The organism is Mesorhizobium loti R88b (assembly GCF_013170845.1).
In the GTDB taxonomy this organism is placed as follows: Bacteria; Pseudomonadota; Alphaproteobacteria; order Rhizobiales; family Rhizobiaceae; genus Mesorhizobium; species Mesorhizobium loti_B.
This window is the reverse complement of the sequence record NZ_CP033367.1, coordinates 1,819,504-1,833,774: the sequence shown is the minus strand read 5'-3', so window position 1 is coordinate 1,833,774 and position 14,271 is coordinate 1,819,504. Positions and strand designations below refer to the sequence as shown.

General features: G+C 60.7%; 11 protein-coding genes. 1 reads left to right on the top strand and 10 read right to left on the bottom strand.

The window, feature by feature from the left end; translation table 11 throughout:
• Window positions 1–31: 31 nt before the first annotated feature.
• From EB235_RS08965 to EB235_RS08955, 3 genes are all read right to left on the bottom strand, one after another.
• Window positions 32–1,417: a hypothetical protein gene (locus EB235_RS08965; RefSeq protein WP_027031328.1), complete on the bottom strand. Its 1,386-nt coding sequence runs from the start codon at window positions 1,415–1,417 to the stop codon at window positions 32–34.
• A gap of 50 nt (window positions 1,418–1,467) precedes the next feature.
• The gene (locus tag EB235_RS08960; RefSeq protein WP_032926510.1) at window positions 1,468–1,986 is read right to left on the bottom strand and encodes a GNAT family N-acetyltransferase; all 519 of its coding nucleotides are present in this window, start codon (window positions 1,984–1,986) and stop codon (window positions 1,468–1,470) included.
• A gap of 77 nt (window positions 1,987–2,063) precedes the next feature.
• Window positions 2,064–2,885 (bottom strand): hypothetical protein, encoded by an 822-nt coding sequence (locus tag EB235_RS08955; RefSeq protein WP_027031330.1) that lies wholly within the window; start codon window positions 2,883–2,885, stop codon window positions 2,064–2,066.
• 191 nt (window positions 2,886–3,076) lie between these two features.
• On the opposite strand from EB235_RS08955, the gene EB235_RS08950 reads away from it, so the two are divergent.
• Window positions 3,077–4,492, top strand: a complete 1,416-nt coding sequence (locus EB235_RS08950; protein WP_027031331.1) for an adenylate/guanylate cyclase domain-containing protein — start codon at window positions 3,077–3,079, stop codon at window positions 4,490–4,492.
• A 51-nt stretch (window positions 4,493–4,543) separates the two neighbouring features.
• On the opposite strand, the gene EB235_RS08945 is transcribed toward EB235_RS08950, so the two are convergent.
• The 7 genes from EB235_RS08945 to EB235_RS08915 all read right to left on the bottom strand — a co-directional run bounded on the left by EB235_RS08945 (window position 4,544) and on the right by EB235_RS08915 (window position 14,239).
• Entirely contained in the window at window positions 4,544–5,023 is a 480-nt protein-coding gene (locus tag EB235_RS08945; protein WP_027031332.1) for a class I SAM-dependent methyltransferase, read from the bottom strand.
• Window positions 5,024–5,220: 197 nt separating this feature from the next.
• Window positions 5,221–6,402 carry an ABC transporter permease gene (locus EB235_RS08940; RefSeq protein ID WP_027031333.1) on the bottom strand — a complete coding sequence of 394 codons (1,182 nt, stop codon included), beginning with the start codon at window positions 6,400–6,402 and terminating at the stop codon, window positions 5,221–5,223.
• Window positions 6,399–7,397, bottom strand: a complete 999-nt coding sequence (locus EB235_RS08935) for an ABC transporter permease (RefSeq protein ID WP_027031334.1) — start codon at window positions 7,395–7,397, stop codon at window positions 6,399–6,401. Before EB235_RS08935 ends, EB235_RS08940 begins: the two co-directional genes overlap by 4 nt.
• Before the next feature lie 2 nt (window positions 7,398–7,399).
• Window positions 7,400–9,298, bottom strand: a complete 1,899-nt coding sequence (locus EB235_RS08930) for an ABC transporter substrate-binding protein (protein WP_027031335.1) — start codon at window positions 9,296–9,298, stop codon at window positions 7,400–7,402.
• Window positions 9,295–11,190 carry an ABC transporter ATP-binding protein gene (locus EB235_RS08925; RefSeq protein ID WP_027031336.1) on the bottom strand — a complete coding sequence of 632 codons (1,896 nt, stop codon included), beginning with the start codon at window positions 11,188–11,190 and terminating at the stop codon, window positions 9,295–9,297. The genes EB235_RS08930 and EB235_RS08925 overlap by 4 nt, the downstream gene beginning before the upstream one ends.
• Before the next feature lie 142 nt (window positions 11,191–11,332).
• On the bottom strand, window positions 11,333–12,673 hold the full coding sequence (locus EB235_RS08920; RefSeq protein WP_027031337.1) for an adenylate/guanylate cyclase domain-containing protein: 1,341 nt from the start codon (window positions 12,671–12,673) through the stop codon (window positions 11,333–11,335).
• 264 nt (window positions 12,674–12,937) lie between these two features.
• A complete protein-coding gene (locus EB235_RS08915; protein ID WP_051429690.1) occupies window positions 12,938–14,239 on the bottom strand; it encodes a nucleotide sugar dehydrogenase in 1,302 nt (433 codons plus the stop codon).
• Between the last annotated feature and the right edge of the window lie 32 nt (window positions 14,240–14,271).

Genomic DNA, 14,271 nt, shown 5'->3' with positions numbered 1-14,271 from the left:
AATCAACCTGAAATGAGGCCTCGCGCGAGGTTCAGGTCGCGTTGATCCCCGCCTGGCCGATCTTGCGCCATCGGGCGTTTTCGCGAACCAATTTCAGGTCGTCGGTCGTCTCTGCAAAAGTCCGCAAACGGTATTGCCGTAGCAGGTCGGGGAAGAGCGCCCCTTCCGGCAGGCCGGCAAGCTGCTCGCGGACCGAGATCTCTTCATCGATGACCCGCATGCCCCAGGCATTTTCCCGAACCTGCAGCTCCGCAGCCAGATCGCGCTCTTCCGGCGCGGTCTCATCTAGTGCAGCTAGCAGGATGGAGTGGAAAAGCGCTACATAGCCAATCTGTCTCAGGCCGCCCACAACCCGCACCCGCGGCAATATGGCTAGGACGAGGAACGTCAGGAACAGGTTCGGCAGCAGCAGGCCGTCCAGCAGCGCCTGCTTGAGATGCTGCCGCTCGAACGGGATGGAAAGGCCATGCGGCCTGTCAGGCTCGATCAGGTGTCCGTTCGCGAGGACGAGCTTGCGCACGCGCTCCTCGCGGATGCCCCAGAAATAGTCCGTGGCATTGGGCAGGAATCTGCCGAAAGGGCCCGATGCGGCCTCTTCCAAGGCACGTTCGAGACGTTGGCGCCTTGCAGGCTCAAAGAGCAGCCTGGAAAGAAGGCTGCCGTCATCTTCCAGATGCCGCGCCATGGCAGAAGCGGCGAGCCGATCGTCGATGAAAACCGGCCGGGCCATGCCGGAACGATCCCAATCGGCGACCAGATCCTCGTTGAGGGCTGTCAGCGCATCGGCGGCAGTTCCAAACACCTTGTCCTGGCTGGCAAGCAGAGTGCCCAGCCAGCGACTGGCATCCGTTTCATCGCCCACCGCTTCGAGCGCGCGCTTATTGAGGGTCACGGGGCCGGCCGCGCATGCGCTTTTGCGGCACAGTTTGTGGCGCCCCATGCCAAACAGGTTGACCTTGTCGTCGCCGATATCGAGCCACCCCGGCCCCTCCCGGCCGATGGTCTCCATGGTCATCGTCGTTCCCATGAAGCAGAAGAAGGCCGACAGCCCGTTTTCGACCGCACCGAGCCAGGCAAGCAGGAGGGCATCGAAGGTGATCCGGTCCATAAGAAGCAGGCAGTGCAGGCCGGACTGAATCACCGGTCTGTGCTCGAACTCGTCGAGCGCCTTGCCGATCTCCTCAGGCAGCATGATCATACCGAGGCGCGGCTGCAGGACTTCGCGCAGGATCGAGCGGGCAGCGATCGCCAGGCCCGATGCAGGCCTTGCCACCGGCCGCCACAGATGGCACGCGTAATCGGAAACCGGTGCATTCCAGTTCTGCTCGATGTCACGCACGACTTCCGGGCAGAGCCGCGACAGCACAGCCAGAATTTCTGCCGGAGGCGCAGGGGTTGGGTCAAAGACGGCGGTCATTGGTCCCGTCTAGCCGCTTGCGGTGCAAACGCCAAGGGAGACAGCGGATCTCAGAACCGCAGCCGGGCCATGCTCAGGAGGTCGTGGTACTGGCCGTCGGTAAAACCGGCCTTCACATGCCGGCCTTCGACCTCGAAGCCATGGCTTGCGTAGAGACGGATGGCCGGTTCGTTGTCGGCATAGACGGTCAATTCGACCCGCTTCAGGGCGCGCCAGTTGTCGGCTACATCAAGCAGCGCGCCAAGTATGGCAGAGCCGATGCCCTTGCCGACAAAGCCATCGTCAAGGCCGATATTGATCTCGCCGATATGCGAACGGCGCGGCGAACCCTGCACAACAAGGTTGCCATGGCCGACGACCTTGCCGTCCAACTCGGCAACGATCCAGGTGGTTTCCTGGCCGGACTTGGCGATGCGCCGCTCCACCTGCTCCACCATCTCGAAAGGCATCCTGAGCGTACCCCAGCGGAAGCCCGGCATGTTGAAGATGGCGCAAAGCGCCTCCGCATCGCTCGGCCTAACGGCGCGGAGCTGCGGCTGGATTTTCTCAGCGGAGGTCGTGCTGCTCATGGCGTTTCCGGCGAAGGCAATCGGCTCGGCACGATGCACCGGACGTCACCTGAAAATCCAGCCGTCTCTGCACCTTATTATACCGGTTGCGAGCTGAAATGGCGGGAAGCGGCGTAGAGTTTGAAGATGCCGCTGACGGCGATCCAGCCGAAAAGGGCGAGCCAGCACAATGTTTTAGTCGCCGTCCAGTCGATCCGGTGCACCGCGGCGTCGGTGATGACCAAGCCAAGGATGGCAAGCAAGCCGACCAGAAATTGCGCCAGGCCGAGCACCAGCAGTTCCTCGCGGGGCGCACTTCTCCAGACGAGGTATGTGCCACCGGCGCCGGCGAGGAAGATGGCGCTGTAGACCTGGCCGTGGAAGGGATCGACCGGCCATGGCCAGCTGCTGCTAACCACTTGGGGAAACAGCAACATGCCGACGCCGTAGAGGCCAAGGATCACCGTTTCCGCCAACATGTAGCCGCGCCATGCCGGGTTTAGGGTCACGCCTTTTGCTGAAGGACGGCCCCTGGCCCACCACAGGAAGAGCCCGGATACCGCGGCCGAGGCAAGATAAACCAGGAACCAGAGCCAGGCCGCTTTGCGCTCGAAGTTGAAATAGCCCAGATTGATCAACGAAACCGCCGACACGATAACGGTGAAGATAAAGGCCATGACAAGCACTAGCCTGCCGGGCGACCAGCGGTTCCAGAACAAGAGCGCCGCCATCACCGCCATTTCGGCGGTGTAGAAGCCGCCGAGGAAGCGGGCACTGAATGGCGTGACGGGCCAGGGCCAGCGCGGCTTGACCAGCGCCGGCGCGAAAAACAGGCCGGCGCCCACGATCAGGACGATGATGACCCCAGCGGAGAAAATGCGCAGGGCTGCTGGAAATGGCGGATTGTCGGACGTCTGCATGGAAAGGGCCCCAAAAGGTGAATACCCGTTGACCATCATAGTGCCGCTTGCGGTCCGATGGAAATCGAGCTGTCACCAGACTTGTCTATTCGAATGGCCGTACGATCCGTTTCGACGTAAAATGAATCACTCGGACCAAGGAGCGGTCCGGTCAACACGCCTCGGGAGGCGCATTTTCCGGAGCCTGCACGATGAACGAAGCTCAGGATCTGTTCTCGCTTCTGCGGCAATCGACCGATGTCGATCCACAGGCAATCGACGCGATCCAGCGAACCATCTCGGAGGGCAAGGACCGCGAACTTTGCCGCATCAATGCGCCGGCCTTCGCCAGCAAGCATGGCCTCGACGAGGAGCGCGCCATAGGCGCCTTTCTCCATGCGGCGCGGGTGGGCGTCTTCGACATTTCCTGGAATGTTCTGTGCCCCGGCTGTGGCGGCGTGCTCGACACCAACGCCACGCTGAAAACCATGCAGAAGGACGAATACACCTGCGCGCTGTGCGCCGAGGGCTATTCGCCGACCCTCGACGAGATGGTTGAGGTGACATTCACCGTCAATCCCCGCGTGCGCAGGATTGCCGCCCACAATCCACACGAATTGCCGATGGTGGAATATTTCCGCCAGATCTACTGGGCGTCCGGCGTCGATCTGCCGGACGAGGATTTCGCGAAAACGATCGAAGCGTTCTCGCTGGAGGATATCGAGCTTGCACCCGGTGAAAAGGCGGTTCTGCCCATACAGCTTCCGTCCGAATTCATCATTATCTTCGAGCCGGTCACCCATTCAGCGCAGTTCATCGACGTGAAGGGCGAACCAACAAAGGAGCGCCGAAGCCTCTCTTTGGTCTTCGACCGCGACCATGTCCAGAACCAGACGCTGGAGATGCAACCCGGCCCGTTGCGCATTTCGCTGGAAAACAGGACCGACACCCGTGTGCTGCCGACGGTCTTTATCGCCGGCCAGGAATTGCATGATCTCCTCGGCAAACGCCGGCCCTTCCTCACAGCCAAGCGCTTGCTCACCAACCAGACGTTCCGCGATCTCTATCGCACGGATACGCTCGACATCAACCAGCGCCTGAAGATCACCAGCCTGACTTTCCTGTTCACCGACCTGCGCGGGTCGACCGCGCTTTACGAGCGGGTGGGCGACCTTTCAGCGTTCGATCTTGTGCGCTCGCATTTCCAGGTTCTGCACGAGATCGTCGCGGCGGAGGCGGGCGCGGTGGTGAAGACGATCGGTGATGCGGTGATGGCGACCTTCGCGACGCCTGACCGTGCGATTGCAGCGGCCCTCAGGATGCGCGATGCCATGCGTGCGCTCAACGACAAGAGCGGGCGCGAGGATCTGCTTCTCAAGATCGGAGTCCATGCCGGCCCTTGCATCGCCGTGTCCATGAACGAGCGGCAGGACTATTTCGGCCAGACGGTCAACATCGCTTCGCGGGTCCAGAACCTAGCCAACGCCCAAGCGATCTTCGCCACCCGTGCGGTGGTTGAAGACAATCTCACCGCCGATCTTTTGCGCAGGAACGCGCTGACGCCCGAACCCCACGAGGTTTCGCTGCGCGGCATTGAGCGGGAGATAGCAGTATATATGATCCCTTGAAGACTTGGCCCCGAAAACTTGGCCCCTGGGGACGTGGGATCGTCTCCACCCTCACACGCGCCTGCTGAGAAAATAACGATCGGCGGGCTCCGAAGTCGGCGGCGGAAGGCGTTGCAACAGCGGGTGATCGAGCGGCGTGCCGCTGACCGCGAAGCCGCCGACGCGAAGCAGGCGCGCGATCAGATCGGGAAGCCAGGTAGAGGTTATTGCGTCGCGATCGTCATAGCCGGTGCCGATGTCGGCATGGACAAGAGCGGCGTCGATGCCGATGAACCTGACCGCCGTCTCGCGTATTTCGCCGAGCACGAGGTTTTCAGCGTCGGGTATGGAGCTGGCATGTGCGCCGACTTCGCGGTCGAACACCACAATCCGGCGCCCGGGCAGGCGCTCGCGCAGATGGTGGAACGTCCGGCCATTGCCGAGGCCGAGCTCAAGCACAGGCCCCTCCATCTTCGACACTTCGGGGCAGATTTGATTGAGAATGTCGCGCTGCGCGCTCATCCTGCTGATGAAATTATCGAGGCGACTCATATGCGTCTGTGTGTCCTGAACCTGCTCAAAAAAATAGGCAATGCCCGCGATAAGAACCGGTTCAAGGTGACCCGCCAAACTCCGATCGCGTCTCGCCACCTATAGAAGCGAACGATGAACGCTGCAACAACCAGGCAGGCCGCCGGCAAGGACCATTCGGGGGGGTCTGCGGCCCCGGCGTGGCGGAAGTAGCGATCTCACTTGTAGGGGTCCGCAGCGTCCCGCAACCCGTCGCCGAAGAAGTTGAACGCCATGATGACGAGAATGACGGGGAGCATCGGCAAGAGCAGCCATGGATAGAAGGCGATCACGCTGACGCTGCGTGCCTCGGTGAGCAGGATGCCCCAGCTGGTTGTCGGCGCCCTCAGCCCGAGCCCGAGGAAGCTCAGCGCCGTCTCGCCCAGGATCATGCCGGGTATGGAGATCGTCGCCGTCGCGATCAGATGCGACATGAAGCCGGGAATGAGGTGACGCCCGATGATGCGGCTGCTGCTGGCGCCCATCAATTGCGCGGCCAGAACGTAATCCTCCTCGCGCAAGGCTAGAAGCTTTGAACGCACGGCCCGCGCCAGTCCGGTCCAGTGGATCAGCCCGAGGATGACGGTGATGCCGAAATAGATCAGGATCGGGCTCCAGGTTATCGGCATGATCGCCGCCAGAGCCAGCCATAGCGGAATGCTGGGGATCGATTGCAGAACTTCGATTATCCGTTGAACGATCAGGTCGAAGATACCGCCGTGATAGCCGGCCAGTCCGCCGATGACAATGCCGAGCACAAAGCTGAAACTGATGCCGACGAGGCCGATTGTCAGTGAGATGCGTGCGCCATAGATGATGCGCGAGAGCACATCGCGCCCCAGCCTGTCAGTGCCGGCGAGAAAGAGCTGGCCGTTTTCGGCAGGGCAGACAAAATGCCTGTCACCTTCGATCAGGCCCCAGAACCGGTAACTGTCGCCCTTGCAGAAGAAACGGATTCGCTGAACATCATCCTGTTTCTCGACGTAGTTCCGCTTGAGCGTGTCCATATCCAGCGTCATCTGGCGGCCATAGACGAACGGCCCGACAAGCTGGCCGTTGTGGAACAGGTGCACCCGCTGCGGCGGCGAATAGATGTAGTCCATGTTGCGCGTGTGCAGGTTGTAGGGCGCCAGGAACTCGCAGATCAGTATCCCGAAATAAAGCGCTGCCAGGAATATGCCGGATACGACGGCAATCCGGTGCTTTCGGAATTTCCACCACATCAGCCGCAACTGCGACGCCTGATAGACCTTCGATTGCTCGGGCGTCATCGCCTCGACCGACTGCAGGTCAAAGGGCGCGGTGGAAACGTAGTGTTGCAGTGGAGCACCCGGAGCGGGCAGCGGCGATTGCGTGCTCATTTGGTGCTGCCGCCCTGCAAACGAATTCGTGGATCAAGCAGCGCCAGCGCCAGGTCGGAAATCAGGACACCGATGACCGTCAGGAAGGCGAGGAACATCAGAAACGACCCTGCCAGATACATGTCCTGGCTCTGCAGCGCCCTGATCAGCATCGGCCCGGTCGTTTCCAAAGACAGCACGATCGCGGTTATTTCGGCGCCGGAGATGATGGCCGGCAGGATAGAGCCGATGTCGGAGATGAAGAAATTCAGCGCCATGCGCAGCGGATATTTTACCAGCGCCTTGAAGGGATGAAGGCCTTTGGCGCGCGCGGTCACGACATATTGCTTGTGTAGCTCATCGAGCAGATTGGCGCGCAGCCGCCGGATCATGCTTGCCGTGCCCCCGGTGCCGATGATCAAGACCGGGATCCAGAGATGGGCGAGGATCGACTGCGCCTTGGCCCAGCTCATCGGCTCGCCGAGATATTGCTGGTCCATGAGATGGCCGATGGACGTGCCGAACCAGATGTTGGCAAAATACATCAGGATCAACGCCAGCATGAAGTTCGGAATGGCAAGGCCGAGAAGGCCCAAGAACGTCAGGCCGTAGTCGCCCCAACTGTATTGATGCGTGGCGGAGTACATGCCGATCGGAAACGCGATGAGCCAGGTGACGATGATCGTGACGAAGGAAACCAGCACGGTCAGCCACATTCGGTCGCCGACGACGTCGCGAACCGGCAGCTCATATTCGAAGGAATAGCCGAAATCGCCGTGCAGCATTCCGCCGACCCAATAGAAGTAGCGAATGACCGGCGGCTGGTCGAAACCATATTCCTTGCGCATCATCTGGATGCGATCGGAATCCACCGCTTCGCCCTGGGCCCGAAGCTCGGCAACATAGCTGTCGAAATAGTCGCCCGGCGGAAGTTCGATGATCGTGAACACCAGCGCCGATATGACCAGCAACGTTGGAACCATCACGGCGATGCGCCAGACAATATATCGAAGCACGCTCAGGTCTCTCCAAGCCAGAATGTATCCGGCATATAGACACCGAAATAGGCCGTCGGGTCGTAGCCGTAGAGCGCCTTGTCAGGCAGGTTGCGCAGCCGCGAGGACGCCAGAACCGGCTGATGCGTTGCATTCACCGTGCCGATCGAAAACACCTGATCGGTGTAGATCGACAGCATTGAATTCCAGATTTCGGCGCGCTCCGCGGCTTCGGTCGATGCGTTCCAGCGCTTGAGCAAAGCCATCAGCTCGACCACAGGAGGAAGATCGGGCGCCTCACCGACCATGCCATGAGACAAGTAGTGAGCACCCCAGAGCGGCCATTGCAGCTGGTCGTCGATGGTGGGGGCCAATTGGTACGGGTTCATGTCGGCGGTCGGCACGCCGTTGTCGATGCCCGACCACATCGACATCATGATCTCGCCGCCAAGCGCGCGGCTGCGGAAGATGTCTCGCTGCGAAGTCCGGATGAACAGGGCAATGCCGATCTTGCGCCAGTGATCGGTGATGAGTTCGAGCGCGTCGGTTTCCAGGGTGCTTTCGCCGGCCGTTTCCACGATGACCTGCGCCGGGCGTCCGTCGGGAAGTATCCGCAAGCCGTCATCGTCACGCGCCTGAAGCCCGACCTCGTCGAGCAGCGCATTGGCCTGGTCGGGATCATGGGTGACCCAGGCTTTCGCGAATTCCGGTCGGTAGAGCGGGCTCTCCGGCAGGACCGTATCGGCACTTTCCTGCGCCAATCCGTAGAACACAGCCATGTTGATCTCGCGCCTGTCCACAGCGAGCGAAAGTGCGCGGCGCACGCGCACGTCACGGAAGAGGCCACGCCACACCTGGTCGGCACAATTCAGATTGGGCAGCAGCGCCAGCCGCGAGCCCTGTGTACGTTTCCAGAGATGCATCTTCACCGGGTAACGCTTCTCCGCGTCCTTCAGGAAGGAGTAGTCGGCGAAGTCAATTCCCATGCATTGCAGGTCGCTCTCGCCCGCACCGGTCTTGGCGGAAATGATCGCCGAGGAGCTGACATTCATGACAATCCGGTCAACATAGGGCAGTTGCCGGCCATTCTCGTCTATTCGATGAAAGAACGGGTTGCGCTCGAAGATGAACTGCTCAGCCGGCGGCTTGGTCCGGTTCTGCCAGGGATCGAGCGTCGGCAGCTCCGGGTTCTCCGGTCGATACTGCCGCGACATGCGGATATGCAGGAGCGTCCATTTCGGGGTCCGGTACTCCTTCATCAGGCCGGCGAGCCGGAATGGATCCTGGTATTTCTTGTGGAACTGCTTGAGATAGGCGGCCGGCAGAACAAGCGATAGCGGCGAAGCAGCGGCGAGCTTGGGCAAGAAGTCGGGATTGGGCGCATCCCAACTATAGCGGACCGTCAACGGATCGACGATCTCGAAGCGTGGTGGTTTGCCGTCCGCCAGCAGGGCCGGGGCGAGCCCGCCTTCCGAAAGTTCATCGTTCAGCCAGACATCTTCCCAGCAATAGCGAAAATCTTCCGGCGTCAGCAGGCTACCGTCAGACCATTTATGTCCTTCCCGTATCTTGAAAGTGAAGACGCGATCATTCGCTACGTCGAAACTGTCGAGAATGTCGGGTTGCATGTTGAGCTTTTCGTCGTAGCCGACCAGGCGAGCATACCCATAGATCGTCATCATCCGGATATCTTTCTGGCTGCCGATGATCGTGCGCAGCGTGCCGCCATACTCGCCGGGCTGCCGGCCCATCGCAGCGAGATTCAACGCGCGCGGACGCTTGGGCAAGCGCTCGGCGAGTGCAGGCAGCGCCCTGGCCGCCAGCAGCGGCTGAAGAAATTCCGGCTCCAGATCGCCGGCGCGCACCGGGCTCGGCAGAAATGTCGAAGCCATGAGGCCAAGGACGGTGCGCCGGTTGATCAATGGCGTAACTCGCTGACATCGGCCGAACGTCGGGCCAGCACGAGGTGGCCGCCGCCAAGGTCGAGCGGCGACAGCATATCCTCGTCGCCCTCGTCGCGGAATTGCGGTCCCCATGCGCTGGTGTCGGAAGCGCCGCTGTGCTTCAGCGTCTTGAAATCCATCGGCCTGTCGAGATCGGGGAAAGGCACGGCGGCGACCAGCGAGCGCGTGTAGGGGTGGATCGGTTTCCTAAGCAGAATTTCGCGCGGCGCAAGCTCGACGATACGCCCGCCGCACATCACCGCGATGCGGTCCGCCATGTAGTCCACCACCGCCAGGTTGTGGGATATGAACAAGTAGGTCAGGCCCAGTTCCTTCTGCAGGTCCTTTAGAAGGTTCAGGATCTGCGCCTGGACAGAGACATCGAGTGCCGAAACCGGCTCGTCGCAGATCAGGAGTTCAGGCCCCAGCGCCAATGCGCGCGCGATGCCGATACGCTGACGCTGCCCGCCGGAGAAACTGTGCGGATAACGCTTGATGAAGCGCGGATCGAGCCCGATTGCCTGCATCAGGCTCTTGACCGTGGCGAGTCGGGCCGCGGCATTGCCACGTTGATGGATTTCCAGCGGCTCACTCAAGATGTTCTCCACCGTCATGCGAGGTGAAAGCGACGAAACAGGATCTTGGAAGACCATCTGGATTTTCGCGCGCAGCATGCGCAGGGCGTCTCCCTCGGCTTCCAAGACGTCGATCGGTCCATCGCGGCCGTTGAAGATCACAGAGCCGCTGCTAGGGGTGACAGCCCGCATGAGGATCTTGCTGACGGTGGTTTTGCCGGAGCCGCTTTCGCCGACCAGACCCAGGCACTCGCCCCGCCTGATATCGAAGCTCACGCCGTCCACGGCGCGAACAGGGGTTTGATGACCGCCGCCGAACCATCCGGACTTGCGGATGGTGAAGGTCTTTGTCAGATCCCTGACCGACAGCAGGATGTCGTCCGGCCCCTTCGATGCCGGCGCCGTCTGCTTGCCGAGCAGGTTCCCGACATTGACCGGCACCTCGCGGAGCGCCTTTAGCCTTTCACCAGGCTTCAGGTCGAAATGCGGAACGGCTGCCATCAGACCCTTCAGGTAAGGGTGACCTGGCCGGCGGAATATCGCCTCGACAGGTCCCGCTTCCACGATCTCGCCATGGTAGATGACCACCACCTCGTCGGCGACATTGGCGACCACGCCAAGGTCGTGCGTGATCAGCAGCATCGCCATGTTCAGCTTCGTCTGAAGCCCGCGCAGCAATTGCAGGATTTGCGCCTGGATTGTGACGTCCAACGCTGTCGTCGGCTCGTCGGCGATCAACAAAGCTGGCCGGCAGATAAGGGCCATGGCGATCATGGCGCGCTGACGCAGTCCTCCCGAAAGCTCGAAGGGATACATGTCATAGGCGCGCTTGGGATTGGGAAATCCGACAAGGCTGAGCATTTCCTCTGTCCGCGCCTTGCGCTCCGCCCGAGCCATGGGCGTATGAATCTTCAGGGATTCGCTGACCTGGTTGCCGATCGTGTGCAGCGGCGACAGCGATGTCATCGGCTCCTGAAAGATCTTGCCGATGCGGCTCCCTCTCAACGCCCGGATTTCGGGTCCGTCACGCGGCATCTGTAGGATATCCTGCGTCGTGCCGGGCTTTTCAGGATCGGAAAACAGGATACGGCCGCGAACATGGGCTGTGTTCGGCAAAATGCCCATCACTGCCTGGCTCAGAACCGATTTTCCGGAACCTGACTCGCCCACAAGCGCGGTAACCTTGCCGGGCAGGACGCGGAGATTTGCACGCCTGACGGCATGCAAGGGTCCCCCGATGATGGCAAAGGAGATGCCAACATCCTCGATCCGCAGCAGATCAACGCCCGAATTCATTCTCAAACCAGCCCCACTCTGGCGGCGTGCCAAGCGGCAGGCCCAGGGAGAGACTAGCGCATTGCCAGCCTAGAGCAACTTGGATTCGAAACGAGTTTCCGACGGAGTCGGCCACCGACGTGTTTGGATCGGATCGTAGCGGTTACTGGAGCTTCCTCCGGTCGCCCGCCGACAGCCGCGCGGCATCGCGATGAAGCAGCATCACCTGCTCGGCGTCGGATCTCCGGTCGTAAATCGGCTGTGGCGCACCGTCTTCATCGAGTGCGAGAGCACCCGATAGATCGGGTGAAAGCACCGTCAGCTTCTGCTTGATACCCGCCAGTTCCTCCTTGCCGAGCGTCAGCCAGCTGTTGGCGCCGCAATAGCCGGCGAAGTCTTGGCTGGCGAGAACGCTGTGCGGATATTTCTTGGTCAGGGTTTGGAGGCGCTGGACCTCGTTTACAGCCGAGCCGAAGACAGAGAATGTGAGCCGGTCGGTAAGCCCGACATTGCCGAACATCACATTGCCGACATGCAGGCCGATACCGAATTTCATATCGCCCAACCCCTGCTTCTTTCTGCGCAGATTGAGATCCATCATGCGCGCGCTGGCCTCGTGCGCTGCCGCCAGAGCAGCCTGGCAGGCGATCTCGGACTGTGCGCGGTGTCTTTCGCAGGGGTAGACGGCAATGAAGCCATCCCCCAGGAAACTCATGATCTGCCCGCCTTTGCGATTGAAAGGTGCAGCAATGGCATCGAAAAACTGGTTGAGCGTATCGATATAGACCTCGCGGCCGGAGGTTTCGGCAAGCCTTGTCGACCCGCGCATATCGCCCATGACCAATGCGGCCCGGATTGTGTCGCCCTCGCCGCGCTTGATCTGACCGTCCAGCACGCGCCTACCGGCGTCGCCGCCGAGATAAGTGGTCATCATGTTGTCGGCGAGCTTGGTGAGCACCGCCATTTTGGTTGCGATAGCGAGATGGTTCTGGATCCGCAATAGGGCCGAAATCATGCCGTCGCTGAAACCTGAATCACTGTCGGTGGACCAGGAGCCCATCATACCTTGACTGGTATCGCCGTTGAAGGGATGGACGAAAGCCATGTAATCGGTGACGCCCATAAGCCTGAGGTCATCGAAAACAGGAAATTCCGACGGCATCGACGGGTCGAGCCGGCGCCGCATATGGTCGAGCTTATGGCTGAGCAGATGGTAATACGGGCTGGTCACGAATCTGTCCGAATGAACGCCGTTCTCACTGCGGAAGCCTTCCACTTCCATGCCCTGGCCGCGAATCCAGGTGAAGCCAAGTGCGTCATAAAGCGGATGAAGCATTGAAAAGCTCAAATGCACCCGCTTCAGCGGCAGGCCGGCAGCAGCCAGCCGTTCGCAAAAGCCTTTTACCAATGTTTCCAGATCGTTGCCCGCCAGCGCCGATTGGGTCAGCCAATCGGCAACCTTATCCATGAGAATGGTGGAAATTTCTGCTTGCGCTGTGCTCATACTATCTCGCAACCCGTCGAAGACGGAGCCATTATCCTTTGATCCGCCATAACACAGCCCGCCAACGACCCAAAGATAAGACTCCGGAAGTTAACAAGGACCGCCTCAGCCACAAAAGCGGCGAAGAATTTCGCGGATGACTGTTCTTGCAGCCAGGAAGCAGGCGTAACTGCATCTATCTGCTGGGACATATGTGGCGAGGCTGCCGGCGGAGTGCAATCACGATCCTGACATCGGGCAAAAATTTCGCCGGCTCAGATGCCGTCAGGCCTTCACCACCGTCTCTCGGGCCAGCCCGAGGCGGCCAAAAACATTGCATGTGTCGACGATCAGAAGGGCGTGATCAGCGATCGCCCGATAGTCGATCGCGTCGTGGTCGGTTGCAACGACGACCGCATCGAACTCTTTCAAGGCCGCCTCGGTCAATTCGACCGAGCGGCGCCCCTTGATCGCCATATGCTCGCGTGTGGTTGGGATCTCGGTAACATGCGGGTCATGGAATTCCGCCTTGCCGCCCCATTCCTCGATGAGCTCGATGAGCCGCAATGAGGGACTTTCTCGGATGTCGGGCACATTCTTCTTATAGGCGAGCCCGATGATGAGAATGCGCGAGCGGCTGAGGGCTTTGCCGCAGCGCCGGTCCAGCGCCTTCGCCAGTTCATCGACCACGTGCCGCGGCATCGCCGTGTTGATCTCTGCCGCCAGTTCGATGAAGCGGGTCGGCAGTTCGTATTCGCGCGCCTTCCACGTCAGGTAGAAAGGATCGATCGGAACGCAGTGCCCGCCCAGTCCGGGGCCAGGATAGAAAGGCATGTAGCCGAAGGGCTTGGTCTTAGCAGCCTCGATCACTTCCCAGATGTCGATGCCCATGGCACCGAGCACGACCTTCAACTCGTTGACCAGGGCTATGTTGACCGAGCGGAAGATGTTTTCCGTCAGCTTGACCGCTTCGGCGGTTGCCGTGCTGGAAACCGGAACAACGGTCTCGACCACGTTCTGGTAGAAAGCCTGCACGAGCGTCGCCGCTTTAATGCCGTCGCCTGCCACAACCTTGGGGATCGTCGCGACTACAAAGCTGCGGTTGCCGGGATCCTCGCGTTCGGGCGAGAAGCCGAGGAAGAAGTCTATCTTCGACTGCAAGCCGGTTTCTTCCAGTATGGGCTTGACCACGTCGTCGGTGGTACCGGGATAGGTGGTCGATTCCAGCACGATCAGCTGGCCGAGACGCAGATGTTTTGCGATGGCGCCTGCCGTGTTCGTGACAAAAGAGAGATCCGGCTCACGGTGTTTGGTCAGCGGGGTCGGGACGCAGATGATGATGACATCGCAGACGGCCAGTTCGGCAAAGTCCGCGGTGGCGCGGAACCGTCCGCTCGCCACATGGCCGGCAAGGGCCGTCGATGTCACCGCCTCGATGTAGGATTGGCCGTTGTTCAGGCTCTCGACCTTTCCGGCTTCGATGTCGAAGCCGGAAACCGGAAAGCCGGCGCGTGCGATCGCAACCGACAGCGGCAACCCGACATAGCCCAGTCCGATCACGCCGACTTGCGCGGCGCGCGTCGAAATCCGGTTGAAAAGACGGTCATATGTCGATCGTT